Consider the following 26,611-nt stretch of genomic DNA (forward strand, 5'->3'; position numbering starts at 1 on the left):
TCGTCGGCGACGTGCGGGCATCGGCCCGCTACCGGCCGGCCGGGCCCGCACCGGTCGGCTGCCCCGTCCTGGCGGTTCGCGGCGCCGACGACCCGCTTGTCACCGACGAGCTGATGACCGCCTGGTCGGCCCTCACGACCGCCGCATTCACCTTCCGGGTCCTGCCCGGAGGCCACTTCTACCGCTCCGGCATGGAGGACCTGGTGCCGTTGCTCGCGGACGTCCTGTCCGCACCGACCCTGCCGGCTACTGCCGAACGAAGGTGACCGCTGTGACCATCGAGACCACCGACACCCGACCCGACCAACTCGCCGACTTCTACCGCTCGCGGTCCGGCGACGACGTCAGCCTCTTCGACATCTGGGAGACCGGGGGCGCGCGCGGCGACTCGGTCACCCCCTCCACCCACTCGCCGGCCTATCGGACCTGGATGCTGGAGCTGCTCAACGGCGAGCTGACGCGGGCCGGCAGCCGCCGGCTGGTCAGCCTGGGCAGCGGCAACGCGGTGGTGGAGGGTCACCTGGCCGCCGCCGGGGTCGAGGTGCTGGCAGTGGACGCGATGGCCGAGGCCGTCACCATGTCAACGGCCAAGGGCGTCCGGTCGATCGAAGCCGACGTGACGACCTGGACGCCGACCGACCCGTGGCCGGTGGCCTATCTCGACGGGTTGCTCGGCCACCTCTACGACGCCCGTACCGCAACCTTGCCGATCCTGGCGCACGTCCGGAGCTGGCTCGGCGTGGACGGCCGCGGCATCCTCGTGGCCTCCAACGACGCCACCCGCGACGGCAGCCGGGTCCAGGCGGCACCGGGGGTGACCGGCTTCCACTGGCTCGCCGTCGACTACCTGCGGGAGCAGGCTCAGCTGGCCGGCTTCGACGACGTCAGCGTGGACAGCTACGTCTACCGACGCCCCCTCTCCGGCGACCGCGTCCGCTCGGTGATCATCGCCCGGTTCGGCTACTGACCCCGAACCACCCGCCCTTGGCAGAAAGCGAGCCCGACAGATGCCCGTGAGCCCCGCGTTCCAGGCACGTCTGGACGACGCCCTACCGCGCGCCGTCGAGCGTTTCGGCACACCATTTCACCTCTACGACGAGCAGGGCATCGACGACACCTGCGCGGCCTTCGACCGGGCGTTCCGGTCGGTGGGCTACACCGAGTACTTCGCGGTCAAGGCGCTGCCCAATCCGGCGATCCTGCGCATCCTGGCCCGGCACGGCTTCGGCTTCGACGTCAGTTCGGGGCCCGAGCTGACACTGGCGCTGCGGGCCGGCGCGCGCGGCCGGCAGATCTGCTACAACTCGAACAACACCAGCCGGGCGGAGCTGACCGCGGCACTGCGCGCGGACGCGCTGATCACCGTCGACGACGCAACGGTCCTCAAGAAGATCGCCGAACTGGGCACCGTGCCGGACACCCTGGCGTTCCGTGTCAACCCGGGTGACGACGCGCACCGGGGCTCCCGCCGGCACGCGGACACCTTCCTCGGCGACCCGGCCGACGCCAAGTTCGGCGTCCCCGCCGACCGGCTCACCGACGTGGTGGCGCGCGCCGTGACGCTCGGGGTTCGCACCGTGGGCCTGCACATGATGCTGGCCTCCAACTCGCTCACCGCAGCGCCGGTGCTGCTCACCCTCGAACTGCTTCTGGAGCAGGTCGTCGCCCTGCACCGCGACACGGGCGTCGCGGTGCGGACGCTGAACCTGGGCGGCGGCATCGGTATCCCTTACCGGCCGGGCGAACCGACTGCCGACATCGACGCGCTCGGCCGGGCGCTCCGCGAGCGTCTCGACCGGTGGCAGCAGGAGTACGGCCTGCCCGCGCCGCGTCTGTGTTTCGAAAGCGGCCGTTTCATCACCGGACCGCACGGGGTGCTCGCCACCCGGGTGGTGAACCGGATGTCCAAGTGGCGCGAGTACGCCGGGGTGGACGCCAGCATGACGGCGCTGATGCGTCCGGCGCTCTACCGCGACGCGTACCACCACATCACGGTGCCCTTCGCGCGGGCGGCCGGACCCACGGAGTCGGTGGACGTGACCGGGCCGCTGTGCGAGAACAACGACCGGTTCGGCAGGAACCGCCCGTTGCCGGCGCTGCGGGAGGGTGATCTGCTGCTGATCCACGACACCGGTGCGCATGGCCATTCGATGGGCTTCACCTACAACGGTCGCCTGCGTCCGCAGGAGCTGCTTCTGCGCCGCGACGGCAGCATCGAGATGATCCGCCGGGCCGAGGATGAACACGACCACTTCGCCACCCTCGAGTTCCCGCCCGCCGTGGTGCCCGCCCCCGCGCTGGTGACCATGGCCGGCGTTGCGGTGCCGTGCTGAGCGCCCCGCCGTCGCGCGAGGAGCTGCTCGACCTGGCGCGCGGGTCGGGGTCGGCACTGCTCGACCTGTCGCTGGGGGTTCCCGCCGATCCGCCGCCGGTGACACCCGGCGAGCTGCCCGGGCAGGAACCGTCCGGCTATCCACCCAGTGCCGGGACCGAAGAGCTGCGGCTGGCGGCCGCCAGCTACCTGCGCCGCCGGTTCGGGGTCGCGCTCGCGCCGGACGCCGTCGCGGCCTGCGCCGGCGCCAAGGAGTTCATCTCCACCCTGCCGCTGTTCCTGCGCGACGCCGGACTCGTCCCGCCGGGGCGTGACACGGTGCTCGTCCCGCAGCTCTGCTACCCCGCGTACGAGAACGGGGCGCGTCTCGCCGGCTTCGCCACCCACCGGGTACCGGCCGACGCCGACCACCGCATGCGGCCCGACCTGCTGCCCGCCGCGGTACGCGACCGCGCGCTGTGCCTGTGGGTGAACAGCCCGAGCAACCCCACCGGTGCGCTCGAACCGTTGGACACCCTCATCGCCTGGGGCCGACGGTACGGGGTGCTCGTGCTCTCCGACGAGGCGTACACCGAGTCGACCTGGTCCGGGTCGCCACGGACCGCGTTGGCGCACGGCGCCGCCGGGGTCCTCGCCGTGCACAGCCTGTCGAAGCGGTCGAACAGCCCGGGGCTGCGCGTCGGCTTCTACGCCGGCGATCCCGCCGTGGTCGAGCGGTTGGTGCCGTGCCGCCGCGCGGCCGGGCTGATGGCGGGCGCGGCCGCCCAGCGGTCGGCCGCGTACCTGCTCGGCGACGACGAGCACGCCCGGATCCAGTACGAGCGGGGCGCCACCCGGGTGGCCGATCTGGTGCGACTGCTCACCGTCAACGGGGCGGCGGCACGGAGTCCCGACGGTGGCTTCTTCGTGTGGACCGCCGCGCCGGGTGGGGACGGCGACACCTGGGCGAGGAGCCTTGCCAGCCGCGCCGGCATCGTGGTGATGCCCGGCGGCGCATACGGACCGGCGGGTCGGGGACATGTCCGCTTCGCCGCCGTCCGCGACATCGCCGAGATCACCCCCCGGGCGGGTGCCCTGGGGCCGCTTGAATCCGACCAGAGAAGGGCGGCGCATGTCTGACGCCACCGTCGTGCCGAACGCCCCGACCGGGGCGCCCCTGCCGGCCGAGATCGACGAGCTGTGGGACCGCCGGGACACGGTGACCACCGACGATCCGACCGGCCACGCCGTCGTCACCGCCGCCGTGGACCAACTGGACAGCGGGGTGAGCCGGGTCGCCGCCGTCGATCCGGTCACCGACGAGGTGGTCGTGGACCAGCGGGCGAAACGCGCCATCCTGCTGGCGTTCCGGGTCCTCGGGCTGGAGCCGTCCGAGGCCGGGCCGTTCCGTTACCACGACCGGCTCCCACTCAAGCGCACCTTCGACGGGGTGCGGGTGGTGCCCGGCGCTATCGCCCGGTGGGGCAGCCACCATGCGCCCGGGGTGGTGCTGATGCCCTCGTACACCAACATCGGCGCCTGGGTGGGCGCCGGCACCATGGTGGACACCTGGGCCACGGTGGGCTCGTGCGCACAGATCGGCCGCAACGTCCACCTCTCCGGCGGGGTGGGCATCGGCGGGGTGTTGGAACCGGCCTCCGCGGTACCGGTCGTGGTGGAGGACGAGGCATTCGTCGGTTCCCGGTCGATCGTGGTGGAGGGGGGCCGGGTGCGGCGCGGCGCCAAGCTCGGCGCCGGCGTCATCCTGACGGCCAGCACCCGTGTCTTCGACGCGGAGACCGGGGTGGAACTGCCACGCGGGCAGGCACCCGCGTGGTCGGTCTGCGTCGGCGCGACCCGGTCCAGGTCGTTTCCCGGTGGTGAGTTCGGCATGCCGTGCCTGCTGGTGCTGCGCCGACTCGCCGACGGGCAGACCTTCGACAAGGTCGCCATCGACGAGCTCTTCCGAAGCCACGGCGTAGCCACCTGACCGGCGTCCCTATCGGACGCCGCTCAGCACCGCGCCGTCGTTGGCCATCGTCCCGCCAGCGAGCACCGCGCACTGGGCTGCCTGTAGCAGGGGGCCCGGGTCGACGCCGAGTTCCTCGGTGAGGATCCGCCGCCCCGCCTGGTAGACGTCGAGCGAGTCGGCCTGGCGACCCGAGCGACACAGCGCGATCATCAGCTGAGCCCGAAGCCGCTCCCGCAGCGGATACCGGGCGACCAGGCCGGTCAGCTCGCAGACCAGCCGGCCGTGCTCCCCGAGCAGGAGGTCGGCCTCCGCGCGGCCCTCCAGGGCCTCGAGCTGTAGCTCCTCCAGTCGTGGCCGTTCGGCTGCCGCCAAGTGGGAGGTGACGTCGGTGAGGGCGTCTCCGCGCCAGAGGAGCAGGGCGCGGCGCAGTTGCGGCGCGGCCCGTTCGGGATGCCCCTGGGCCAGCGCCTGCCGGCCTGCGGTCGTGAGGCGAAGGAATTCGGCGTAGTCGACCCGCAGGTGCTCACTGATCAGCCGGTAGCCCCGCCCGACCCGCAGCAGCGGCACCTCGCGGCCCAGCTCGCGACGCAGCCGGGAGGCGTACGTGTGCAGTTGTCCGATGGCAGTGGTGGGCGGCCGGCTGCCCCACAGCAGCTCACTGAGCCGGTCATCGCCAACCGCGCCGTCTCTGGCGAGCAAGAGGACGGCGAGCACCGTGCGGGGCTTGGTGCCCCCCAGGTCGCTCTCCCGCATGGTCGTGGTCTGGCCGCCGGACCGGTCGTCGACGCGCGCCCGCACTGGCCCTAGGATATTGATGTCCATATGTTCTTCCCCCGATTTGCGCACCACGGACCGTCACGCGTTGGCGTCCGTGATCGTTCTGCCGGCCACCGGGCGACATCGTTGTGAGCGGTGGCGTGCTCACGGTAGGTCGGCGATGGCAAGGGCAGTGGCCACGCCCGTGAGACACGCGCGTCCACTGTGGCGCGATTCGCGGTACATGTCAGGGCGGCTGGTCGGATCGGCGGGAAGGACGGTTGTGAGCAGGGGGCCGATCGGGTATGCCCGTCGGTGGGCGACACCGTCCTTGGTCGGCCGACCGCGGGTACCCTCTCCGGGATCCGTGTCACAGCCCCCTGGCCGGCCCGCAACGGGCTCTGGCGACGACCCGGCCGCAGGGGAGATTCGTCCGGTGTCAGGATGCCGGTCCCCGCACCGGGTGCGCACCCGTGGCCCGACATGCGGGAAGTGTTCGACATCCGACAGGAGTCCACCAGGCGGGCGGCGACGCTGATTCTGGTCGCCGGCTCACCGCATGGACGCCCTCACGGTCCGCGACAAGGATGCGGAGTGTGCGCTTAACCGGACAAGAGAATTCCTCCTGGCGCCCGTGGAATTCGGGGCACCGCAACTCGCTTGACTGGTGCCGTCCCCCGCGATTGGGTGGCGCCGTGAGTAAACTGTGGACCACCCCTGAGGACGACCCCAGGACCTTCGGTCAGCCTGTCGGCGAAAAGGCGACCTACCGGGAGTACCTCGGCAACTACCGTCTGACCATAGAAATGAAGTGCGACGGACTGGACGCCGAGCAGCTCGGCCGACGCTCGGTGCCGCCCAGCACCCTGAGCTTGCTCGGCCTGGTCCGCCATCTGGGTCAGATGGAGCACCAATGGTTCCAGCGTGTACTGCAAGGGCGGACCGACGCACCGTGCCTTTACCAGCACGAGGACGAGCCGGACTGGGACTTGGGGGGTGCGGTCCCCGATCCAGCGGTGGTGAAGGAAGCCTTCGCGATCTGGAAGGCCGAGATCGCCAAGGCCGACGAATGGCTCGATGCCCTTGAGGAGGCCGACCTGGGCCGCGAGGTGCCGGTCGACGGTGGCAGCCACGCCACGCGTGACGTGCTCCTCCATGTGATCGAGGAGTATGCGCGGCACGCTGGCCACGCCGACCTCCTGCGCGAGTGCATCGACGGGCGAACGGGCGTCTGACCCACCGGAGCGGTGGGTCACCACACCTGACTGACACAAGACGCGAAACGCGCTCCCATGTGTTGATGGTGCTTTGTGTGCGTCGGACAATTCGCGCCTGAACGAATGGGCCTGGCACCTGGAAAGGCCGGGACCGCAAACAGGCACCAACCCTCCTCGGTCGGCCGTAAGGTTGCCGAGAGACTGCCGTCGGGACATCTTCCACGCTGAAGGGGAGTCGGTCGCGATGCGGGAAATCAGTGACGAGTTCTTTTTGACTATGGCAGAAGTCTCCGCTGCTCTTGTCGGCACACTTCTCGTCGGAGTCTTCTTCTACCTCGACTCCGACCTGCACAAGAACCGCCAGGGCGCAGCCGCAGCCGACCGCTACATGCGCTCGGGAGTGCGGTGGATCTTCTTGGTGTCGGCCGTGCCGCTCATCGTGTCCCTCACACTCGCCGGCCTGGAGCCGTTCTGGGGTGCTCTCACCTTCATCGCGCTCTCGGTCGTGCTGGTTGCCCCGACTGCCAACACGACCTACCGCACAGTCGCTCGCGGCGCCTCGGCTATATCGACCGCGTTCGTTATCAACGAAGTCGCCACCACGGCTGCGGTCATCGTCCTTGTCACGCTGCCCTGGGTGCTTGGTGGCTGGGTGCCACCGCCATCTGCCTTCGTACCCTCGCTTCTGCTGGCCTTGGGATCCGGCTTCTTCAGCATCGTGGCGCTCGTCATGACTCTCTTCGGGCCGGCCCGGCAGGACGACACCCCTGCATAGCACCCACAGCGGCGTGGCTCGGGCAGCCCACCGACCACCCGGACGTCACTGTGCCTCGGTCGGCGCCCTTTCGCCCGTCAGCGAGGGTGGACCAGGCCGTTGTCGTACGCGAAGATCACCGCCTGGATCCGGTCGCGGGCGCCGATCTTGAACAGGACCCGTCCGACGTGCTTCTTCACTGTCGACTCGGTCAGCGTGAAGCGTTCGGCGATCTCGGTGTTGGTGGCGCCTTGGCCGATCGCCTCGAGCACCTCGCGCTCCCGCTCGCTCAACGTGCCCAGGCGGGGATCCTCGGACGTAGCCGGCGCCGATTCCTGCAGGTAGGCGTCCATCAGCTTGCGGGTCAGGCTGGGAGCGACCACCGAGTCGCCAGCAGCCACGGCGCGGATGGCCGCGATGAGCTCTTCGGGCCGGGCGTCCTTGAGCAGGAAGCCGCTCGCCCCGGCCCGCAACCCGGCATAGACGTATTCGTCCAGTTCGAAGGTGGTCAGGATCAGGACGCGGGTGCGCGAGCCGGCCGCCGTTATGCGGCGGGTCGCCTCGATGCCGTCCATGCCGGGCATGCGTACGTCCATCAGCACCACGTCAGGGCGGCTCTGGTCGATCATCCGGACCGCCTCGGCGCCGCCCGAGGCCTCGCCGACCACGGTCATTCCGGGGGTTCCATCGAGCAGCATCTTGAAACCCATGCGCTGCAGCGGCTGGTCGTCGGCGATCAGCACGGTTGTCATGTGGGCTCCTTGAGGACGACGTCGACCACCCAGCCGTGCTCGGCCGGGCCGGCGGTCACCACCCCGCCGTACATGGCCCCGCGCTCACGCATGCCGAGCAGACCGTGGCTCGGGGCGGCGGGGGCGCCCCGGCCGTTGTCGCGCACGCGGACCCGTACCTCTCCGTCGGAGACACTGAGACTCACGTCAGCGGTCGCGCCCCGTCCGGCGTGTTTGAGGATGTTGGTGAGCGCTTCCTGGACGATGCGGTAGACCGCGAGCTGCAGCCCCTTGCTGAGGGTGTGCAGCTCACCCGAGGTGGAGTAGGTGACTGGCAGCCCGGCTGCCCGCACGCTCGGCAGCAGCCGGTCAAGGTCGTCGATGTCGGGCTGCGGCCTCAGCTGCGGATCGGTGTCCTCCCCGCGCAGCACGCCCAGCACCCGGCGCAGCTCCGCGAGCGCCTGGCGGCCGGTTTCGCCGATCAGTCGGAGCGGTTCGGCGGTCTGCTCCTGCCGCGATCTGGCGAGGGCGGCGCTGCCGTCGGCGAGGCCGACGATCACCGACACGTGATGGCCGACGATGTCGTGCATCTCCCGGGCCACCCGGGCCCGCTCCTCAGCGACGGCCAGGCGGGCCTGCTGATCCCGTTCAATCTCGAGGCGGGCGGCCCGGTCCTCCAGGGCGATGAGGTACGCCCGGCGGGTGCGTACCGCGACGCCGGACGCGACCGCCGCCACTGTCGCCCCGAGAGCCAGCAACGACGTGAGGGTGCGGTTCTGCGTGACCGACCCGAACAGGTAGATCTCAGCGAGAAGCTGGGCCACCGTGATCCCGGACGCCCAGCCCAGCGACCGCCAGGTACCCCGGGAGGCCACCCCGAAGAGCACCACCAGCAGGATCACCCCGGCGCCGACGCTGATGCCCAGCCCGCTAAGGAGCAGGTCGGTGGCCACGGTGGCCAGGAACGCCGGGAACGGGTACCGCCGCCGCCAGTAGAGCGGTGGCAGCAGCACCAGCGTCGCGATGGTCGCCGACAGGGGTTTCTCGATGATGTTCGGGATGCTGAAGAGCACGATCGGGACGGCCGCCAGGGTGTCCGTGACCCACGGGTGGCGCCGGTCGAACGCCCGCAGCCGTGCCTGCCGGTCCACGAGCCATCCCTGCGTGCTCACCGCCCGAGTCTCCCTTACGCGTCGGTCTTCTTGAGCCGATAAGCGGCGGCAGCGAGCGTCACGACCACGTACCCGGCGAAGACCGCGAGACCGGCCCACGGACCCAGCGTGCCGTCCGTGGGAGTCAGTGCCATCACGGCGCCGCCCGCGTTGCTGGGAAGGTACGGGGTGACGGCATCGGCGATCGAGTCCGGCAGCAGCGGGGCCAGACCGGGCACGATCAACAGCAGACCGGCAAGGATCGTGATGGCGCCGGCGCTGGAGCGGACGAGCATGCCGAGCGCGACGCCGAGCACCGCGACCAGGCCGAGATAGACGCCGGCACCGATCAGGGCCCGCAGCACACCGTCGTCACCGAGGCCCAAGGCGTCGACCTTGTCGTTGAGTACGGCCGACCCTGCCGCGAAAGCGGCGAAAGCGCCGACGGTCATCGTGACGAAGGCGGCCAAGCCAGCCACGAGGCTCTTCGACCACAGCACCGGCAACCGGCGCGGCACCGCGGCGAGGGTCGCCCGGATCATGCCGGTGGTGTATTCGCTCGCACCCAGCAGCACGCCGAGCACACCGACGGACAGGGCGGCCAGGATGCTGCCAGACAGGATCAGGCCCACCGAGCTCATGTTGTCGCCCGAGAAGGACGCCGAGGCGATCATGCCGAAGGCGATCAGGAGGAAGACGGAGATGCCGGTCGTGATCCAGGTGGAGCGCAGGGAGGAGAACTTGGTCCATTCGGCGGCGACGACGCCACCAGGGGTGATCTTCATCGGGCGGCCTCGTATTCAACAGCGTCGCGGGTCAGGTCCATGAACGCCTCTTCCAGCGAGGCGTTCTGCGGGGTGAGCTCGAACAGCGGGATGCCGCGGGCGGCCGCGGCCAGCCCGATCACGCGGGCGGAGGCGCCGGCGACGAGCAGTTCCTCGGCACCTGTCGAGGTGACCGTGATGCCCGGGCCGGCAATCGTCGTGCGCAGTGCGTCCGGGGTGGGAGTGACGACCCGGACGCCCTCGGCGGTCACGAAGTCGGCCACGGTGGTGTCGGCCAGCAGCTTGCCCCGCCCGATGATGACCAGGTGGTCCGCGATCCGCGAGACCTCGCTCATCAGGTGCGAGGACAGCATCACGGTGCGGCCTTCAGCGGCCAGGCCGGTGAGCAGGTTGCGCACCCAGAGGACACCCTCGGGGTCGAGGCCGTTGACCGGCTCGTCGAGCATCACCACGGCCGGGTCGCCGAGCAGCGCGGCGGCGATGCCGAGCCGCTGGCCCATGCCGAGGGAGAATGCGCCGACCCGTTTGTGGGCGACGGCCGAGAGGCCGACCAGGTCGAGCACCTCGTCGACGCGTGAGCGCGGAATGCCGTTCGTCCGAGCCATGGAGAGAAGGTGGCTGACCGCCGTGCGACCCGGGTGCACGGCCTTGGCCTCGAGCAGAACGCCGATCTCGTGCAGCGGTGCCTTCGACGATGTGTAGGGCTTGCCGTTGACCAGCACGTCACCCGAGGTCGGCGCATCGAGACCGACGATCATCCGCATGGTCGTCGACTTGCCGGCGCCGTTGGGTCCGAGGAAGCCGGTGACCTGTCCGGGCTCCGCGGTGAATGACAGCTGGTCGACGACAGTCTTCGCGCCGTACCGCTTGGTTACCTCGCGTACCTGAATCATGCTCACCACGCTAGGTCTGGTCGCAGCCCTCATCGTGGTACCGCAGTCGGCTCTTCCGACCCGCCGGTGGTACCCAGGTTCTATCGGCCGTCGCCGTATCAGGCGCGGCGGATCGGCACCCGTTGCCACCAGGTGAGGCACCGCCAGAGCCATTCGAGAGGGCCGTACCGGAACCAGCGCAGCCACAGCACGCTGAAGATCGCCTGCACGACCCCGATCGCCACGCCTAGTCCGACGACGGCCGAGTAGGAGGACCGGGAGCCGATGTCGAGCAGCGCGTCACCGGCCACGATCAGGAACGACGCGGCGACGTAGTTGGTGAGCGCCACCCGACCGAGCGGCGACAGCAGCGCGCCGAGCGGCCGTCGCAGGGCGGTTCGCATCAGCAGCAGGAACCCGACGGTGAAGAGGAAGGCGAAGGCGAGGCCGGCCGGCAGGATGCGGTAGTTGGCGGTCGGGCCGACTCCGGCCCGGAACTGCAACCAGCCCATGACCGCGGCGACCGGCACCGCGACGGCGAGGGCGACCGCGAGGTGCCGGCCCCGCGCTGGCAGCGTGTCCGGGATGCCGTACTCCGCGATCGCCAGGCCGAGCAGGAAGAGCCCCGGGATGATGAAGACACCGTTGAAGGTCAGCGCGGCGGCGAGGGTCAACACGATGCCCAGCCCGAGCGCCCAGCGCCGGGACAGGTACGACGCCGGCAGGAGCACGACCAGCCCGAACGCGGCGTAGAACTTCAGCACCTCACCGGGCTGGATCACTGTGTGCAGCGCGCCGAAAAGACCCAGCCAGAGCAGCCGGCGCAGCAGCACCAGTCGGGGTCGGTCGGTGCGCCGAGCCGCCGTCCGCAGGAAGAGCGAGAAGCTGATCCCGAAGAGCAGCGAGAAGATCGGGAACGGTCGCTGGACGAAGAGCAGCTCCCAGAGGTACGCGCCGACGTGCTCACCGGCCGGCCCGGAAACCCGGGTCAGGTGGGTCATCTGGACGATGTTGAACATGACGATGCCGAGGAGCGCGAGCCCACGCAGCGCGTCAAGTTCGTCGATGCGGTGGGGCCCAGCCGGTTGCGCCACGGGATCGGTCGAGTGTGCCATCCGTCAATGCCACCGCAGTGGTGTCCGGTCGGGACAGGCCCGGAGGTCGCCTCCGCGACCTACCTTCGTCGCGTCCGCCGGTTCCTTCGTCGGTACTGCTGTTGCTCGCCGCGCCGATCCTGTCCGGCCCGGCTAACGTGCAACGCATGAGCGCGGTGGACCGCCGGAAGGTGCCGCCGCTCGCCGTCGACGTGCTGCTGGTCGTCGTAGCGGCGGCGGCCGGCGTGGCCCGTGAGGTCGCTTTCCCGAGCGCCGGGTCGAGGCATCTCCCGGCCCCCGTCTGGGTCTACGCGGTGGTGCAGGTCGCCGTGGCGGCCACCCTGCTGCTGCGTCGGCGCCGGCCGTACCCGATGGCTCTGGTCATCGCCGGCGTCAGCCTGCTGGTGCCGGCGTCGGCCGTCTTCCTCGTGCCGTACGCGGTGATCGTTCACGGCCGCGACCGCCGGCGGTCCTGGGCGGTGATCGCGGTGCTCGGGGTGTGCTGGCTGCTCGGCGCGCGGCTGTGGACGGTCGACGACCCGTTCAGCGGGCCCGGACTGCTGGCCATCTCCGCCCTGCTCGGCCTCTACGTGAGTGCCCGCCGCCGGCTCGTCGCGGAGCTGCTCGACCGCGCCGAACGCGCCGAGCAGGAGCGGCTGCTCCTTGCCGAGCAGGCCCGTAGCGACGAGCGGCTCCGGATTGCCGGCGAGATGCACGACGTGGTGACCCACCGGATCAACCTCATGGTGCTGCACGCCGGGGCGCTCGGCACCAGCACCACGGATCCCGCCGTTCGCAGCGCCGCCGAGGAGTTGCGGACGACGGGCTGCCAGGCGCTGGCCGAGTTGCGCGACCTGGTCGGAGTGCTGCGGCACGGCGACCCACCGACGATCCGCGTCGCGACGGAGGACCCGGCTGCGGAAGGCGACCTGCGCGATCTCGTGACGGACTCTCGCGCGGTCGGTCTGCCGGTCCGTCTCGACGAGGAGGGTGACCCGTCGGCGCTGGCACCGGCCATGCGGCGCACCCTCTTCCGGGTGGTGCAGGAATCGCTGACGAACGTGCACAAGCACGCGCCGGGCTCGCAGGTGACCGTGTCGATCCGCTATCAGCCGGATCTGGTCCGCGCGACAGTGACCAACGACCGGCCCGACCGTGCCCCCGACCCGGACCTCGCCGCCGCCGGCGGGGGCTGCGGTCTGGCCGGCCTGCGGAGTCGGGTCGACGTGCTGGGCGGCACCCTGGCCGCCGCGGCGACCCCGGAGGGCGGCTTCGTGGTGCGGGCGACCCTTCCCGGGTACGTGCCGCGATGATCCGGATCCTGCTCGTCGACGACGAACGGATGGTCTGCGCCTACCTGCGGACGATTCTCGAAGTGGCCCCCGACGTCGAGGTCGTCGGCGAGGCGTACGACGGCGCGGAGGCCGTGGAGGCGGTGACCCGGTACCGGCCGGACCTGGTTCTGATGGACCTGCGGATGCCGGGCGTCGACGGGCTCACCGCCATCGAGCACCTCAACCGGTCCTCGGCGCCACCGAGGATCGTCGCGCTGACCACGTTCGACCTCGACGAGTACGTGCTGCGGGCGATGCGGGCGGGTGCCGTCGGTTTCCTGCTCAAGTCGACGGCGCCGGAGGATCTCGTCAACCTGGTACGGGTCGCCGCCGCCGGGCACACGGTGCTGTCCCCGACCGCGACCCAGCGGCTGGTGTTGAGCCGGCACGGCGGAGAACGGGTCCGCGAGCTGGTCGCCACGCTCACCGCCCGGGAGGTCGAGGTCCTCGGCTGTCTCGGCGCCGGCCGCTCCAACCAGCAGATCGCCCGACGACTGTGCCTCTCCGAGGCGACGGTCAAGGGGTACGTCTCCCGACTGTTGGAGAAGCTCGGCTGCGACAACCGCACCCAGGCGGGCCTGCTGGCGCACCGGGCCGGCGTCCCGGCGAACTGAGAGCACGTCGTCGGGCAGCATGAACCGCGTCCAGCCGATCCGCCCGAGGCGACCGGGACCTGATCCGCGGTGCCCCCGGCGACATCACCTGAAGAGGTTGCCGGTGATGTCGGCGTAGAAGAGGGCGGGGTCGCCTGAGAGGGAGGCCTTGACGTTGGCGGTGGGCTTGTCGGCGATGACTTCGATCTTGCCCGCTTCCAGTCCGTCGAGGGCCTGGCTGACCACCTCGTGGGGCGCGAGCTTGGGGATGTCGATGCCGGCCATCATGTCCGTGTCGGCGATCGCCAGCGCCAGGGCGGTGACCAGGGTCTTCTGGCCGGCCAACTCGAGTCGGATGCCGTTCGTCAGGGACCACTCCGCGGCCTTGGAGGCGGCGTAGCCGTTGCTGCTGGGGGCGAAGGTGTACCAGCTCAGCGCCGAGATGACGTTGAGGATGGCGCCACCGGCCAGCCTCGGTGCGAAGGTGCGGGTGACGTTGAGGGTGCCCCAGAAGTTGGTGTCGAAGTCGTGGCGGATGTTGTCCAGGGAGGGGCCGAGCAGCGGGGCTTCGGTGGAGGTGCCGGCGTTGTTGATGAGGATGTTGAGGTCGCCCACCTTGCCTGCTGCGGCCTCGATGGACGCCGGATCGGTGATGTCCATCTGGAGGGCGACGGCACCGGGGATGTCGATGCTTTCCACGCGACGGGCGGTCGCGTAGACGGTGGCGCCGCGGGCCAGGAGTGCCTCGGCGAAGGCCTTGCCGAGCCCGCGGTTGGCACCGGTCACGAGAGCTGTTGAGCCGTTGATCTGCATGCCACCACGCTAAAACCTCACGCTAACGTGAGAGGCAAGTACTGCGAGGTGGATCACGGCCGGCACGGGCGGCGGCCGGCCCTCGGCAGCGCGATCGGGCGGCTCCCGCTGGCCCGGTTGGCACTGGTCTCAGTGCGACTCCGGCAGCGGGAGCATGGCCAGGGGCACATGGTGCTGCCCGGCGTGGATGTCGCGGTCGCGCAGGCTGCCCTGCGCCACGGGGCGCGGGAACGAAATCTTGACGACGTTCAGCGCCGGTATCCGGAAGATGCGGATGGCGTCAGCCGGTACGCCGTAGAGGCGGGCGATCAGCGAGGCGTCCAGGAAGCCCGGGTCGGCTACCACGGCGTACCCGGAAGTGTCGCGCATGAACAGCTCCATCGTCACCCAGAACGGGCCGGCGTTCTTCGACCGAACCTCCAGCGCGAGGTCGGCGACGGTGCGGGGGTGGGTGTTAGCGGGCATCGCTGTCCTTCGGGAGGTGGATGCGGAAGAGGCTGGTGGGCGAGTCCACGTCGACGACGTGGTTGAGGACGAACTCGTACGCTGCCCCGCGCTCGGTCTCTGCGGGGGAGTAGGGGAACGCCAGGCTGGGCAGGTAGTCCATGTCGGGCGTGGGCAGGTGCAGCATGAGCGGATTGGCGATCTTCGCGACGGCGGTGGCCGTCTGTTGATCCACGGCGCTGACCAGGAGCATCACGCCGACCTCCCGGGGTGTCCGCGTGTCCGGGTCCTTTGCCTCCAGTACGGCGTCGTAGCCGTACAGGCGAATGTCGAAGGCGTAGTCGTCGGCGCTGAGCCCGAGCGTCTGGGCGACCCGATCCTCGGTGACCCGGCGCAGCAGCTGCGCCCAGGTGGTGATCTGGCCGAGGATGTGCGGGTCGCGGATGGCGGTGAACGACATTGTCTCGTAGCCGGTGATCCGGGCCCCCTCAAGCTTGTTCGTGTACGGGGCCGGCTCGAACCGGGAGCCCTCCACCCGTACCCGCCGCTCGTCCAGGGCCCGGTAGGTGGCGTCGGCGACCATCAGCGTGCCGGCCGGTTCCCGCATCGAGAACGGGTCGGCGGTCTCGTAGAGCATGTGCGCCGCGACCGAGGTGGGCGTGCAGGCGACGGCCGGGTCGAGCGGCTCGATGGTGAAGCCGGTGGCGTCGATGGTGGCGAAGACACCGCTGGAGCGCGGGTTCGTGGTGCACTGCGCGCCGCACTCGATGATCTTGGCGGCGTGCCAGGTCGGGCCGGCCGGCATGCCGGCCATCAGCGGGAAGGCGGCGGCCAGGGCGGTGTCGGTGGCGCGCCCGGCCAGTACCACGTCGGCTCCGCCCGCCAGCGCCTCAGCGATCGGCTCGTGGCCCATCATCGCGACGATGTGCTGGCAGCTGTCCAACGTCGCCGGGTCGAGGTCGCCGGCCGGCGGGAGCGGGTGGATCCGGCCCTTGTCGAGATGGTCCTTGAGGTCGATGGCCCGCTGCTCGCTGTAGACGGTGGCGACCCGCAGGTCCAGCCCTTCCTCGGCCAGGATGCCGCGGGCGATCCCGGCGACCCAGTCCACGCCGGAGTCGGTGCCGCTGGTGCCGCACGAGCCGACGATCAGCGGAATGCGCGCCTTCGCCGCCGCCCGGAGCAGGAGGCGCAGGTCGCGGGCCACGGCCGCGGCGGTGGTCTTGGCCGTGCCGGTGCCCAGATAGTACGGGCCGGAGTCGGTGGACCCTCCGTCCACGGCGATGACGTCGGCACCGAGTTCCAGTCCACGGTCGACGATCTCGGGTGGGAATCCCGAGCCGAGCATGCCGGAGGGCACGAGAATGCGTACGCGGTCGCGGGTCACGGTTTCCTCATTTCGCGGGTACGAGCCGGTCATCCGACGGAGGTGGCCACGGCGCGGCCGGCCTGGCGGCCGGAGAAGAGGCAGCCGCCCAGGAAGGTGCCTTCCAGCGCGCGGTAGCCGTGCATGCCGCCACCGCCGAACCCACTGGCCTCGCCGGCGGCGTAGAGCCCGGGCACCGGCTGGCCGGTGGCGTCCAGCACCCGACCGTCGAGGTCGGTGTGCAGGCCGCCGAGGGTCTTGCGGGTGAGCACATGCAGGCGCACGGCGATCAGCGGCCCGGCCTTCGGGTCGAGGAACCGGTGCGGCGCCGCGGTCCGCATGAGCCGGTCGCCCCGGTAGTTTCGGAAGTTGCGGATGGCGGCGATCTGCATGTCCTTGGTGAAGCTGTTGGCCAGCTCCCGGTCGCGTGCCTCGATCGTGCGCTGGATGTCGAGCGGGTCCAGCAGAGGCTCGTCGGTGAGCGCGTTCATGCCCTTCACCAGCTCGTCCAGCCGGTTGGCCACGACGAAGTCGGCGCCCTGCCGCTTGAATGCCTCCACCGGTGCCGGTGCGCCGCCACGGAGGCGGCCGAGTACCTGTTTGACGCTGCGACCGGTCAGGTCCGGGTTCTGCTCCGAGCCGGAGAGCGCGAACTCCTTCTCGATGATCTTCTGGGTGAGGATGAACCAGCTGTGGTCGTGGCCGGTGGTGCGCAGGTGGGCGAGCGTGCCGAGGGTGTCGAACCCGGGGTAGAGCGGCACCGGCAGCCGTCGTCCGCGCGCATCGAGCCAGACGGAGGACGGCCCGGGCAGGATCCTGATGCCGTGCTTGTCCCAGATGGGGTTCCAGTTCTGGATGCCCTCGACGTAGTGCCACATCCGATCGGGGTTGATCACCGCGCCACCGGCGTCCTGCGTGATGGTCAACATGCGGCCGTCCACATGGGCGGGCACGCCGCTGATCATGTGTGTGGGCGGGGTGCCGAGCCGGGTGGGCCAGTTGCGGCGGACCAGGTCGTGGTTGCCGCCGATGCCGCCGGAGGTGACGATGACGGCTTGCGCGGTGTAGGCGAAGTCGCCGATCGCCTTCCGCGAGCTGGCGGTGCCGCGGGCAGCGTCGCTGGGCTCCAGGACGTGACCGCTGGCGCCCACCACCGCGCCGTCGCTCATTGTCAGCGCGTCGACCCGGTGCCGGAAGGCGAACCGGACGAGGCCGCGCCCGGCGGCCTCCCGCACGATCGCGATGAACGGTTCGAGCAGGCCCGGCCCGGTACCCCAGGTGACGTGGAAACGGGGCACCGAGTTGCCGTGTCCGGTGGCGTCGTAGCCCCCGCGCTCGGCCCAGCCGACGATGGGGAACATCTTGACGCCGAGGCCCCGCAACCACGCGCGTTTCTCGCCGGCGGCAAAGTCGACGTACGCCTCGGCCCACCGCCGTGGCCACGCGTCCTCAGGGCGATCGAACCCGGCGCTGCCCTGCCAGTCCTGCCAGGCGAGTTCGGTTGAGTCGCGGATGCCCATCCGGCGCTGCTCGGGGGAATCGACCAGGAACAGGCCGCCGAACGACCAGAACGCCTGGCCGCCGAGGCTCTGCTCGGGCTCCTGGTCGAGCAGCAGGACGGATCGGCCGGCGGTGACGAGTTCGGCGGTGGCCACCAGCCCGGCGAGGCCTGCGCCGATCACCATCACGTCCGCGTCCGCTGTCCTGGTGGTCATGCCGGCTCCTTCAATTCGGTGAGCGAGTGGGCGGGCCGGCCGTCGAGGGCGGCGACGAGTTCCTTGGCACCCTCCATCCCTGCGGCCAGCCGGGCCTCGGCAGTCTGCCCGGCCATGTGCGAGTAGACAGTGATGCCGGCCACGCCGCGCAGGATGCTGTCGGCGGGCAGCGGCTCCACGTCCACCACGTCGAGGGCTGCGCCCGCCAGCCGGCCGGACCGGACCGCCTCGACCAGGGCGGCCTCGTCGACGAGCGGCCCGCGTGCGGTGTTGATCAGGTGTGCGCCCGGCTTCATCCGGGCCAGCGCCGCAGTGCCGATGAGGTGGCGCGTGAGCGGGGTCAGTGCGGTGTGGACGGACACGAAGTCGGCGTCGCGCAGCAACTTGTCGAGCGTGACCCGGGTGACCGGCGCGGGCAGGCTGCCGGTGCACAGCACCGTCATGCCGAAGACGGCGGCCAGCGGCGCCACCCGCTGGGCCACCGCGCCCCGCCCGATCAGGCCGAGCGTCTTGCCGCGCAGCTCCTGGCCGTCGGTGCGGGGCCAGCCGCCGGCGGCCACCCCGGCGGCCATCGGCACCAGGCACCTGGCCTGGGCGAGCAGCAACCCCATGGTGTACTCGGCCACCGCGTTGGCGTTGATCCCGGGAAGGTTGCTCACGCTGATCCCGAGCCGCCCGGCGGCGGCCACATCGACGGAGTCGTACCCCACTCCGGTACGCACGACGGCCCGCAGGTCCGATGCTTGGCGCAGCACCTCCGCGCTCATCGGCTCGTTGGCGATCAGCGCCCCCTCGACCCCGGCCAGGGCCGCGATCAGCTGCTCCGGCCGGCGTGGTCCCCGCATGGGGTCGTGCCGCGTCGTGAAGCCGAGCCCGGTCAGGTAGGTGTCCACCTCGTCGCCGGGGGTGAGGTAGTCAGTGGTGATGAGGATGGTGGACATCATTCGCTTCCGGTGAGGGTGACGGCCCGGTTGGCCCGGTGCGCACGCTGCAGGCGTTCGAGACGTACGACGACGAGCATGGCGAGTACGGCGAGCACGGCGATGTAGAGCAGCATCCCGTCCCAGCCGACCATGTCGATCACCGCGCCGATCAGGGCGGGGCCGCCGAAGCCGCCCAGGTACCAGGTGACCGCGTACAGGCCGGTGTAGGCCCCGAACACCCGGCTGGACGGCGCCAGGTTCCACAGCGCCACCGCCGCGTTGATCGTGAAGGCGGCGGCGCCGGCCGAGGCCACGCAGAACGCGACGACCGTACTGGTGGCGGTCTGTACGACGGCGCCTGCCGCCAGCGCGACGGCGAAGACGGTGATGCCCACGGCGATGATCCGCAGTCGTCCGAAGCGCTCGGCCAGCAGCGCGGCCGGGTAGGCGGCAGCCACGTAGACGATGCCGCTGGGCAAGGTGAGCCCGCCCGCCTCGCCGCGGCTCAGGCCCAGCGCCTCCATGCCGTACGGGGTGATCAGCGATCGTGAGGCGAACCATGCCCCGCCGAAGAGCAGGACGGTCAGCAGCAGTAGGAGCCGGCGGCGGTCCTGGTCGGTGAACAGTCCGGCGACGATCTGCCGCAGCGGTTGGCTGACCGCGGCGGGACCGGCGGAGGCCTCCTCGGCCACCGCGGCCTGGTAGGCCGCCGACTGGCTGTCGCGCACGTTGGCCAGCAGCACGAACGTGGCGGCCAGCATGATCACCGACGGGATGACGAAGGCGGCCCTCGGATGCTCGTCCACCACGAGCAGGCTGATCAGCGACGCGACGATGATGGTCAGTGCGGTCGCGATCTTCACGACGGCGTTCGCCCGGCTGCGCCGTTGCGGGGGCAGGAAGTCCGGCACCAACGACTCCGCCAGCGGTCGTGTGGTGTTGGCGATCAGCGCGTAACAGAACATCACCACGACCAACGTGGCCAGCGACGTGGTCCACGGCAGGAGGACGAAGACCAGCGCGGCCAGGGGCATGCCCACCGCGAGGTACGGGATTCGCCGCCCCCACCGGGTCCGGGTGTTGTCGGACCGGTTGCCGATCCAGGGCTGGATGAAGATGCCCAGCAGGTTGTCCATCCCCATCAGCGCGCCCACGAGCGCCGCGCTCGTCACGTGCTCGCGCAGCAGCACGGGCACCTGATTGTCATAGAAGTTCCAGGTCGACTCCTGGGCGAAGAGTGCGAGGGCTATGAAGAACGTGATCCGCCGGTTGGACACACGTCCACCTCCTTGTGTCCCCGGTCACGGTAATTTGCTGTAGCAAACTCGTCAACAGTTGCAAACGAGCTTGCTATCTCATGCGCTAGGGTGCGTCCATGACGACAGCCGGGACGCTCGCCGATCAGGCGTACCGACAAGTCCGCACCGCGATCGCCAACGGCGAACTCGCCCCGGGAGAAAAAGTCACCGAGCGCGGCATGGCCGAGCGCCTCGCGGTCAGCCCGACACCGGTCCGCGAGGCCCTGCGCCGGCTGGAGCTCGACGGGCTGATCGAGCGGATCGGCCCGCGTACCGTGCTGGTCGCCGCCATCCGCGACGCCGCCATCGACGACCTCGCCGAGGTGGAGGTCGGCCTGCGTGGCCTCGTCGCCCGCTTCGCCGCCCGACACGCCACCGCCGAGCAGCTCGACGCGCTGGACGCCATTCTCGACCGCGCCGACGACCTGCTGATCCTCCTCAAGGAGCGGTCGGGGCAGGGCGGGCCGGTCGAGCGGCACCTCACCGAGCTGCTCGACAGCATGCAGCAGTTCAACGACACGGTGAGCGCCTGCGCGCACAACCCGGTGCTGATCCGGATGCTCGAGCAGAGCCGCGTGTTCTCCCGCCCGCAGCGCCGCGAGCTGCTTCTGCAACGGGTGGCGGAGGACAACACGTTCGGCCTGGAGCGATACACCAGCCATCGGGCGCTGGTCCGGGCGCTCCGCGCGGGCGACTCCGCCGCCGCGGAACGCATCGCTATCGAGGACTCGCAGGGCGGCCTCGCAGCGCTTCGGGAGGTGCCGTGACCACGCACCGGATCGCCGTCATCCCCGGTGACGGCATCGGCAAGGAGGTCGTCCCGGCCGGCCTCGACGCGCTGCACGCCACGGCGAGTCGATTCGGCCTGACGCTCGACTTCGACAGCTTCGACTTCGCCAGCGCCGACTACTGGCAGCGGCACGGCGACATGCTGCCTCCCGATTGGGAACAGACGCTGCGTGGCTACGACGCCATCTACTTCGGCTCGGTGGGCTGGCCGGAGGTCGTACCCGACCATGTCTCGCTCTGGGGCAGCCTCCTGCGGTTCCGGCGGGTCTTCGACCAGTACGTGAACCTGCGCCCCTGCCGGCTCATGCCCGGCGTCCGCAGCCCCCTGGCCGGCCGGCTCCCGGGCGACATCGACTTCGTCGTCGTCCGGGAGAACACCGAGGGCGAGTACTCCAGCGTGGGTGGGCGGATCTTCGAGGGCACCGACCGGGAAACCGTCCTACAGGAGACGATCATGACGCGCGTCGGCGTCGACCGTGTCCTGCGCTTCGCCTTCGAGCTGGCCAACCGTCGCCCGAAACGGCACCTGACGTCCGCCACCAAGAGCAACGGCATCTCCATCTCCATGCCGTACTGGGACGAGCGGGTGGCCGCGATGGGCGAGCGGTTCTCCGACGTTCGCCTCGACAAGTTCCACATCGACGCGCTCGCGGCGCAGTTCGTGCTCCATCCGGAGTGGTTCGACGTGGTCGTGGCCAGCAACCTGTTCGGCGACATCCTCTCCGACCTCGGCCCGGCCTGCACCGGCACACTCGGCATCGCCCCGAGCGCCAACATCAACCCTGAGCGTGAGCACCCGAGCCTGTTCGAGCCCGTGCACGGCTCCGCACCCGACATCGCAGGGAAAAGTATCGCCAACCCGATCGGCCAGATCTGGTGCGGCTCGATGATGCTGGAGCACCTCGGCCATCCGGAGGCCGCCGCCCACCTGCTCGGCGCGGTCGAGGACGTCCTGGCGTACGGGCCCGGACACGCGCCTCTGACCCCCGACCTACACGGCACCGGCACGACGGCGGAGCTGGGCCGAGCGATCGCCGAGAGGGTCAGCGAACGCCCGTCCGGCACCGCATGAGGTCGTCGTCCCGCTCAACCGGCTGAACGGAGTGGACGGCGGTGCCCGGCCACCCGGAAATCAGTCGCTCCACCACCTGACCCAGGCCGCCCGGTTCGAAAGATCGACCGGGACCGGCCGGTCAGGCGGTCATGCGGTCGACGGGGTGATGAGTTCATCGGCGACCCACCGCGCGACGCCAGCCGGGTAGGGCGCCGGCAGTGTGGCGGGTCAGCGGCAGGCGGACGCGTAGGCGTACGTCCGCCTGCCGTCTGGTCGCCGGCGTGCCGAGTGATCAGCGGCGGCGCAGCGCCGGCTCGAGCAGCGCGGGCGGGGTGTCGTTCTTCTCGTGGGCGGCGAGGTCGACGCCGGGCGCCACGATCGCGTCGATCGCGTCCAGCACGTCGGCCGAGAGCACCGTGTCCGCGGCGGCGAGCTGCGAGCTGAGGTGACCCATCGTGCGGGGACCGATGATCGCGCTGGTGACGCCCGGGTGCGCGGTGACGAAGCCGAGCGCGAGCTGGATCATGCTGAGGTCGGCCTCGTCGGCAACCTTCGCGAGCTGCTCGACCGCGTTGAGCTTGGCGCGGTTGGCGGGGATGCTGACGTCGAAGCGATGCTGCATGAAGCCCGAGCGGTTGGTGCTGATCTCCTGGTCGGCGCGGATCGCCCCGGACAGCCAGCCCGACGCCAGCGGACTCCAGGCCAGCACGCCCATGCCGTACTCCTGGGTCGCGGGCAGCACGTGGGTCTCGATGCCCCGCTGCAGGATCGAGTAGTTCGGCTGCTCGGTCACGTAACGGCTCAGACGCCCCTCGCGGGCGGCCCACTGCGCCTGCACGATGCGGTAGGCAGGGAAGGTCGAGGAGCCGAAGTAGCGGATCTTGCCCGCGCGCTGCAGGTCCGTCAGCGCCGACAGCGTCTCGTCGTCGCTGGTCGTCGGATCCCACCGGTGCATCTGGTAGAGGTCGACGTGGTCGACGCCGAGGCGGCGCAGGCTGTTCTCCAGCGCGGTGACCAGCCAGCGGCGGGAGCCGCCCCGCTGGTTGCGCTCGTCGCCCATCGGCAGCGTCGCCTTGGTGGCCAGGATGACGTCGTCGCGGCGGCCGGCGATGGCCTTGCCGACCATCTCCTCGGACTGGCCACCGCTGTAGGCGTCGGCGGTGTCGATGAGGTTGATTCCCGCATCGAGCGCGCCGTCGACGATGGCGGCGACGTCCTCCTGGGTGGTGTTGCCGATCTTGCCGAAGTTCATTGCGCCGAGTACGAGGGTGCTGACCTGCACACCAGTGCGACCCAAGGTGCGGTACTGCATGACTGTTACTCCTCCAGGCGTTCAACGTCCACGGTTTGGTGGCAGCCCGCCCGGTTTAGTGTGCCCGACAACCGGAGCGGTGTTCCGGTAATCAACATACGGAACGCGGTTCCGGATGCCAAGGGGAGTGGCGGAGGTAACGCGACGTAGCCGGCATCGACAGCAGCGCGGAGCAACCGCTCCCACGCCAGCGGGGCCGACGCCCGGCGCAACCTGAGACGGGGTGGTTTCGGATCGCCGATCTCACGCCGCCGTCCACAAGGCCCTTCTCAAACACGCTCTCGCGGGACCTCATCGGTTCATGCCCGGAACCTATTCGGTCGCGCAGGTGGCAGGCGAAGACTGAGCCGAGCGCGAAGAATGGATCCGCATCAGTGTCGCTCAGCATCGAGGTCTTGATGGTGATCCCGCCGGGGTGACACGGTCTCCTGCGCCCAGGTCAGCGGGCGACGGGTCCGCGGTGTCTGCGGGCCCCTGATCCCGGATGTCCGTCAGAACGGGTCACGCCCTCTGGCCTTGCCGATCAAGCCGAGGTGGGTGTGCTCGAATCCCTCGGCCGTCTTGAGGCCGTAGCCGAGGCCGCGATCGACGGCGATGTGAAACACCCAGGCAAGGGCCAGAATGCCGAGCCAGCCGATCTCATCGCCGAACCCGGCCGCGGCCACGGCCACCGCGCCCAGCGCAGCTGGCAGCGTGTAGGAGTGCGCCAGGTTGTAGCAGAAGGCCCCGAGGCGTGGCCCCCGCAGGTAGCCGAGCATTGACAGGTCGAAGACGAGGAAGAGGGCAAGCAGCGACCACCACGGGTACCCGGCGGTGACGGTCACGACGACAGCGAGAGCCGCGACGGCGAGGCCCTCGACGCGTTGCACTGCGACCGGACTCAGATAGGGCATCTCGCACCTCGATGTCACTCAGGGACACGGGTGGGTTGCCTTCCCGTCGCTGGCCTGACCTCGGACAGAGGATAGACCGGGAATGGCGACCCTCGTGCTCCGTTGGCTCCTGCGGTCCGAGGCCGAGCAGGCGAGCTGTCCTACGACGTTGCGCGTGATCCGCGTGGGCCGGTCCGGGTCTCGGCAACCCTGTCCACGAGTTCGTACTGCAGCGCTCCCGAGGGGCAGCGCTCCACCACTTCGGCCAGGCGCTCGGCCTCGGCGCCGTCGGGCCGGATCCACGGGCGCTGGCTGGTGTCGAAGACCTCCGGCAAGCCGCGGACGCACTCGGCGGCGTGCAGGCACCGCCTCGCCTCGAACGTGACAGTGATCTTCTGGCCCTCGTACGTCTTCTTTGCGGTTGCGCTGCTCATCGCGGCCTCCGTCGTCGCCATGCTCGGCCGTTCAGTCACTGACCCTGCTTCGGGCCTGATACACCAGGTCCTGGTACTCGGGGTGCCTGGCGATCCACCCCGCGATGAACGGGCAGGTGGCCAGGACCAGCAGGTTCGCGGCGCGCGCCTCGTCGAGGGCGGCGCGGGCCAGTGCCGCCCCGACTCCCTTGCCCTCGTACGCCGGCGAGACCTCGGTGTGTACGAACGCGACGAGTTCCGCGGTACGGATGTACTGCGCGACGCCCGCGACCGTCGACTCGCCGTCGAGGCGAGCCTCATATCGCGTGGCCTCGGGGACATCGATCACTTCTACTGCCATGGGTCCTCCCTCTGTCTTTGCTTTCGGGCACAGCCGTCCTCGCGGTGGAGCGCGGTGATCCCACCGTCACCACCCCAGTGTCCGGCAGCGCTCGGCCGCGACCAGTGACACCGCGTCACGTGCGCTGATGACACGGCATCACTGGCGGTTCGGCTGGGTACGCGTTTCACGGACGCCTGTCCACCAACCTGTCGTCGAAGTCCCGGATCTACGTCCGGGCGAGGCGCTCGCAGCGCCTGGGTGACCTGCGTCCCAACCCCTTGCCGAAACGCGCCGCTGAGTTGAAGGTTCAACTCAGAACTCGTATCCGCGAGCAACGGAAGGGCATGTCATGACCAGGCAACTAACAGGCCGTAGCTACCGCTTCGACCTGGGCGACCTGAAGGTGCGGTTCACCTTTGATTCGCCGACCCAGGGCAGCTTCATCGTGGTGCAGGGCGCGGGGCTCGCGCCCGATGGTCACGCTGAAACGGTGGCTCTGAACCTGCAGAAAATCCGTGAAGGCGTCTACCTGAACTCCTGGACCGAGGCGAGCGGGGCCACCGTTACGCACCTGGAGGACTTCGAGAACGGGACGGTCTATTCCAACGTGACCGTCGGCGGCAAGCTCTACAGCTTCGTCGGAACGATCAAGGAGGCCTGAACATGACCCAGCACCCCGTCACTCAAGGCGATCAGGCGCAGCGGAACACCGAAATCGTGCTCACCGCAATGCGAGAGCTGTTCGCGGAAAAGGACCTCACCGCGATCGACCGATACTGGGCCGAGCCGTACGTCCAGCACAGCCCGCGGATGCCCAACGGGCTTGACACCTTGCGCAGTGTCGTCCCAGGGCTGGAGGGCTTCTCCTGGGAACCGCAGCGGGTCGCCGCTCAGGGCGATCTGGTCTTCACCCACAGCATCGTCCATGGCTGGGCCCCGAACCCGGTGGCCATTGTCGACATCTTCCGGCTGGAGAACGGACGCATCGTGGAACACTGGGACGTCGTTCAGGACATTGTCGCCGCCGAAGCCTCCGCCAGCGGCAACGCCATGGTGTAGGGGCGCGGAAGGTCGACATGCCGGTGCGTCGACGCAAAAATGACACCGTGACAAAGCGACGTGACGACGACCTCGACCGGGCCACAATATGGCAGGACTTCGTGCTGGCGGCCCACCTCCTCGAGGTCGCGCTGGAACGGCAATCTCAGCGCGACGGCAACATCTCGCACGGGCATTTCAAGTTGCTGGTCCTGCTCAACGCTGCGGAAAATCAGACCCTGGGCCTGAAAGCGCTCGCCGGCATGCTGCGCTTTTCGCCCAGCCGCGTCAGCCATACGCTGAACGTCCTGGAACGCCAGGGTCTCGTCACCCGGGGTCGTGTCCCAACGGGTCGACGTGCGTACGAAGCCACCTTGACCTCGCAAGGTCGGTTGCTCGTGGTGCGTGTGCTACGCGCGCAGCGCGCAGAAATTCGAGACGTCCTCTTCGACAGCCTGGGCGCGGCTGATGCCGCCGCCCTCGGCAGGATCAGCGCGCGTGTTGTTCGAGTTTTCGACGAGGCAGAAGCCTAGAACGGTCTCGGGCGACCGCACACTCGGGGGCCACCCCGTGTCACGTCCGCCCGGGGCCGGATGACGACGAAGTCAGGGGCCGGCGGGGCCCCAGCGCGCCGCGGGGGGGCCGCGGCCGCCCGCCCCACCCC

Annotated in this window: 29 protein-coding genes and 1 pseudogene; 14 read left to right on the plus strand and 16 right to left on the minus strand. The window is 70.1% G+C overall.

What is annotated here, in order from left to right; all coding sequences use genetic code 11:
- The 5 genes and pseudogenes from AB0B48_RS16625 to AB0B48_RS16645 all read left to right on the plus strand — a co-directional run.
- Positions 1-266: pseudogene (locus tag AB0B48_RS16625) on the plus strand (hypothetical protein); the annotation flags it as partial.
- Positions 267-271: 5 nt separating this feature from the next.
- Positions 272-967, plus strand: coding sequence for a class I SAM-dependent methyltransferase (locus AB0B48_RS16630; protein WP_357201908.1), 696 nt, complete (start codon positions 272-274; stop codon positions 965-967).
- A gap of 40 nt (positions 968-1,007) precedes the next feature.
- Positions 1,008-2,333: a diaminopimelate decarboxylase gene (locus tag AB0B48_RS16635; protein ID WP_357201911.1), complete on the plus strand. Its 1,326-nt coding sequence runs from the start codon at positions 1,008-1,010 to the stop codon at positions 2,331-2,333.
- Positions 2,327-3,451, plus strand: a complete 1,125-nt coding sequence (locus tag AB0B48_RS16640) for an aminotransferase class I/II-fold pyridoxal phosphate-dependent enzyme (RefSeq protein ID WP_357201913.1) — start codon at positions 2,327-2,329, stop codon at positions 3,449-3,451. Before AB0B48_RS16635 ends, AB0B48_RS16640 begins: the two co-directional genes overlap by 7 nt.
- The gene (locus AB0B48_RS16645; protein ID WP_357201916.1) at positions 3,444-4,301 is read left to right on the plus strand and encodes a 2,3,4,5-tetrahydropyridine-2,6-dicarboxylate N-succinyltransferase; all 858 of its coding nucleotides are present in this window, start codon (positions 3,444-3,446) and stop codon (positions 4,299-4,301) included. The genes AB0B48_RS16640 and AB0B48_RS16645 overlap by 8 nt, the downstream gene beginning before the upstream one ends.
- Positions 4,302-4,310: 9 nt before the next feature.
- Here the strand turns inward: AB0B48_RS16645 and AB0B48_RS16650 are convergent, their stop codons facing one another.
- Complete coding sequence (locus AB0B48_RS16650; protein ID WP_357201919.1) at positions 4,311-5,081, minus strand: AfsR/SARP family transcriptional regulator; 771 nt, start codon at positions 5,079-5,081, stop codon at positions 4,311-4,313.
- Between the two features lie 653 nt (positions 5,082-5,734).
- Here AB0B48_RS16650 and AB0B48_RS16655 point away from each other — a divergent pair.
- Entirely contained in the window at positions 5,735-6,274 is a 540-nt protein-coding gene (locus AB0B48_RS16655; protein ID WP_357201922.1) for a DinB family protein, read from the plus strand.
- A gap of 226 nt (positions 6,275-6,500) precedes the next feature.
- Entirely contained in the window at positions 6,501-7,031 is a 531-nt protein-coding gene (locus AB0B48_RS16660; protein WP_357201925.1) for a hypothetical protein, read from the plus strand.
- A 77-nt stretch (positions 7,032-7,108) separates the two neighbouring features.
- Here AB0B48_RS16660 and AB0B48_RS16665 read toward each other — a convergent pair whose 3' ends face one another.
- From AB0B48_RS16665 to AB0B48_RS16685, 5 genes are all read right to left on the minus strand, one after another.
- On the minus strand, positions 7,109-7,762 hold the full coding sequence (locus AB0B48_RS16665; protein WP_357201928.1) for a response regulator transcription factor: 654 nt from the start codon (positions 7,760-7,762) through the stop codon (positions 7,109-7,111).
- Complete coding sequence (locus AB0B48_RS16670) at positions 7,759-8,913, minus strand: sensor histidine kinase (RefSeq protein WP_357201931.1); 1,155 nt, start codon at positions 8,911-8,913, stop codon at positions 7,759-7,761. The genes AB0B48_RS16665 and AB0B48_RS16670 overlap by 4 nt, the downstream gene beginning before the upstream one ends.
- Positions 8,914-8,927: 14 nt before the next feature.
- A complete protein-coding gene (locus AB0B48_RS16675) occupies positions 8,928-9,677 on the minus strand; it encodes an ABC transporter permease (RefSeq protein WP_357201934.1) in 750 nt (249 codons plus the stop codon).
- Positions 9,674-10,570 (minus strand): ABC transporter ATP-binding protein, encoded by an 897-nt coding sequence (locus tag AB0B48_RS16680; RefSeq protein ID WP_357201990.1) that lies wholly within the window; start codon positions 10,568-10,570, stop codon positions 9,674-9,676. Before AB0B48_RS16680 ends, AB0B48_RS16675 begins: the two co-directional genes overlap by 4 nt.
- A gap of 98 nt (positions 10,571-10,668) precedes the next feature.
- Positions 10,669-11,664, minus strand: coding sequence for a DUF418 domain-containing protein (locus AB0B48_RS16685; RefSeq protein ID WP_357201937.1), 996 nt, complete (start codon positions 11,662-11,664; stop codon positions 10,669-10,671).
- Positions 11,665-11,810: 146 nt separating this feature from the next.
- Here AB0B48_RS16685 and AB0B48_RS16690 point away from each other — a divergent pair, with 146 nt between their 5' ends.
- Both AB0B48_RS16690 and AB0B48_RS16695 read left to right on the plus strand, forming a co-directional pair.
- A complete protein-coding gene (locus AB0B48_RS16690) occupies positions 11,811-12,956 on the plus strand; it encodes a histidine kinase (protein WP_357201940.1) in 1,146 nt (381 codons plus the stop codon).
- Complete coding sequence (locus AB0B48_RS16695; RefSeq protein ID WP_357201943.1) at positions 12,953-13,591, plus strand: response regulator transcription factor; 639 nt, start codon at positions 12,953-12,955, stop codon at positions 13,589-13,591. Before AB0B48_RS16690 ends, AB0B48_RS16695 begins: the two co-directional genes overlap by 4 nt.
- Before the next feature lie 84 nt (positions 13,592-13,675).
- Here AB0B48_RS16695 and AB0B48_RS16700 read toward each other — a convergent pair whose 3' ends face one another.
- From AB0B48_RS16700 to AB0B48_RS16725, 6 genes are all read right to left on the minus strand, one after another.
- A complete protein-coding gene (locus AB0B48_RS16700) occupies positions 13,676-14,383 on the minus strand; it encodes an SDR family oxidoreductase (RefSeq protein ID WP_357201946.1) in 708 nt (235 codons plus the stop codon).
- Positions 14,384-14,512: 129 nt separating this feature from the next.
- Positions 14,513-14,848 (minus strand): DUF4387 domain-containing protein, encoded by a 336-nt coding sequence (locus tag AB0B48_RS16705; protein ID WP_357201949.1) that lies wholly within the window; start codon positions 14,846-14,848, stop codon positions 14,513-14,515.
- On the minus strand, positions 14,838-16,211 hold the full coding sequence (locus AB0B48_RS16710; RefSeq protein ID WP_357201952.1) for an acyclic terpene utilization AtuA family protein: 1,374 nt from the start codon (positions 16,209-16,211) through the stop codon (positions 14,838-14,840). Before AB0B48_RS16710 ends, AB0B48_RS16705 begins: the two co-directional genes overlap by 11 nt.
- Before the next feature lie 29 nt (positions 16,212-16,240).
- Entirely contained in the window at positions 16,241-17,905 is a 1,665-nt protein-coding gene (locus AB0B48_RS16715; RefSeq protein ID WP_357201955.1) for an FAD-binding dehydrogenase, read from the minus strand.
- Entirely contained in the window at positions 17,902-18,846 is a 945-nt protein-coding gene (locus AB0B48_RS16720) for an NAD(P)-dependent oxidoreductase (RefSeq protein WP_357201958.1), read from the minus strand. The genes AB0B48_RS16715 and AB0B48_RS16720 overlap by 4 nt, the downstream gene beginning before the upstream one ends.
- Complete coding sequence (locus tag AB0B48_RS16725; protein ID WP_357201961.1) at positions 18,846-20,105, minus strand: MFS transporter; 1,260 nt, start codon at positions 20,103-20,105, stop codon at positions 18,846-18,848. The genes AB0B48_RS16720 and AB0B48_RS16725 overlap by 1 nt, the downstream gene beginning before the upstream one ends.
- Positions 20,106-20,203: 98 nt before the next feature.
- On the opposite strand from AB0B48_RS16725, the gene AB0B48_RS16730 reads away from it, so the two are divergent.
- A complete protein-coding gene (locus AB0B48_RS16730) occupies positions 20,204-20,893 on the plus strand; it encodes a GntR family transcriptional regulator (RefSeq protein ID WP_357201964.1) in 690 nt (229 codons plus the stop codon).
- A complete protein-coding gene (locus AB0B48_RS16735; RefSeq protein ID WP_357201967.1) occupies positions 20,890-21,987 on the plus strand; it encodes a tartrate dehydrogenase in 1,098 nt (365 codons plus the stop codon). The genes AB0B48_RS16730 and AB0B48_RS16735 overlap by 4 nt, the downstream gene beginning before the upstream one ends.
- Before the next feature lie 274 nt (positions 21,988-22,261).
- On the opposite strand, the gene AB0B48_RS16740 is transcribed toward AB0B48_RS16735, so the two are convergent.
- The 4 genes from AB0B48_RS16740 to AB0B48_RS16755 form a co-directional block, all read right to left on the minus strand.
- Entirely contained in the window at positions 22,262-23,281 is a 1,020-nt protein-coding gene (locus tag AB0B48_RS16740; protein WP_357201970.1) for an aldo/keto reductase, read from the minus strand.
- Positions 23,282-23,772: 491 nt separating this feature from the next.
- Entirely contained in the window at positions 23,773-24,174 is a 402-nt protein-coding gene (locus AB0B48_RS16745; protein WP_357201973.1) for a DUF4260 domain-containing protein, read from the minus strand.
- Between the two features lie 140 nt (positions 24,175-24,314).
- Positions 24,315-24,587: a (4Fe-4S)-binding protein gene (locus tag AB0B48_RS16750; protein WP_357201976.1), complete on the minus strand. Its 273-nt coding sequence runs from the start codon at positions 24,585-24,587 to the stop codon at positions 24,315-24,317.
- A gap of 31 nt (positions 24,588-24,618) precedes the next feature.
- Positions 24,619-24,927 (minus strand): GNAT family N-acetyltransferase, encoded by a 309-nt coding sequence (locus tag AB0B48_RS16755; protein WP_357201979.1) that lies wholly within the window; start codon positions 24,925-24,927, stop codon positions 24,619-24,621.
- Between the two features lie 331 nt (positions 24,928-25,258).
- On the opposite strand from AB0B48_RS16755, the gene AB0B48_RS16760 reads away from it, so the two are divergent.
- From AB0B48_RS16760 to AB0B48_RS16770, 3 genes are read left to right on the plus strand one after another with little or no spacing between them, the layout of a single operon-like run.
- Positions 25,259-25,570 (plus strand): hypothetical protein, encoded by a 312-nt coding sequence (locus AB0B48_RS16760; protein WP_357201982.1) that lies wholly within the window; start codon positions 25,259-25,261, stop codon positions 25,568-25,570.
- 2 nt (positions 25,571-25,572) lie between these two features.
- The gene (locus AB0B48_RS16765; protein WP_357201985.1) at positions 25,573-25,968 is read left to right on the plus strand and encodes a nuclear transport factor 2 family protein; all 396 of its coding nucleotides are present in this window, start codon (positions 25,573-25,575) and stop codon (positions 25,966-25,968) included.
- 47 nt (positions 25,969-26,015) lie between these two features.
- Positions 26,016-26,480 carry a MarR family transcriptional regulator gene (locus AB0B48_RS16770; protein WP_357201988.1) on the plus strand — a complete coding sequence of 155 codons (465 nt, stop codon included), beginning with the start codon at positions 26,016-26,018 and terminating at the stop codon, positions 26,478-26,480.
- Positions 26,481-26,611: the final 131 nt, after the last annotated feature.

Origin of the sequence: Micromonospora sp. NPDC049089 (assembly GCF_040648775.1) — a bacterium.
Taxonomy (GTDB): domain Bacteria; phylum Actinomycetota; class Actinomycetes; order Mycobacteriales; family Micromonosporaceae; genus Micromonospora.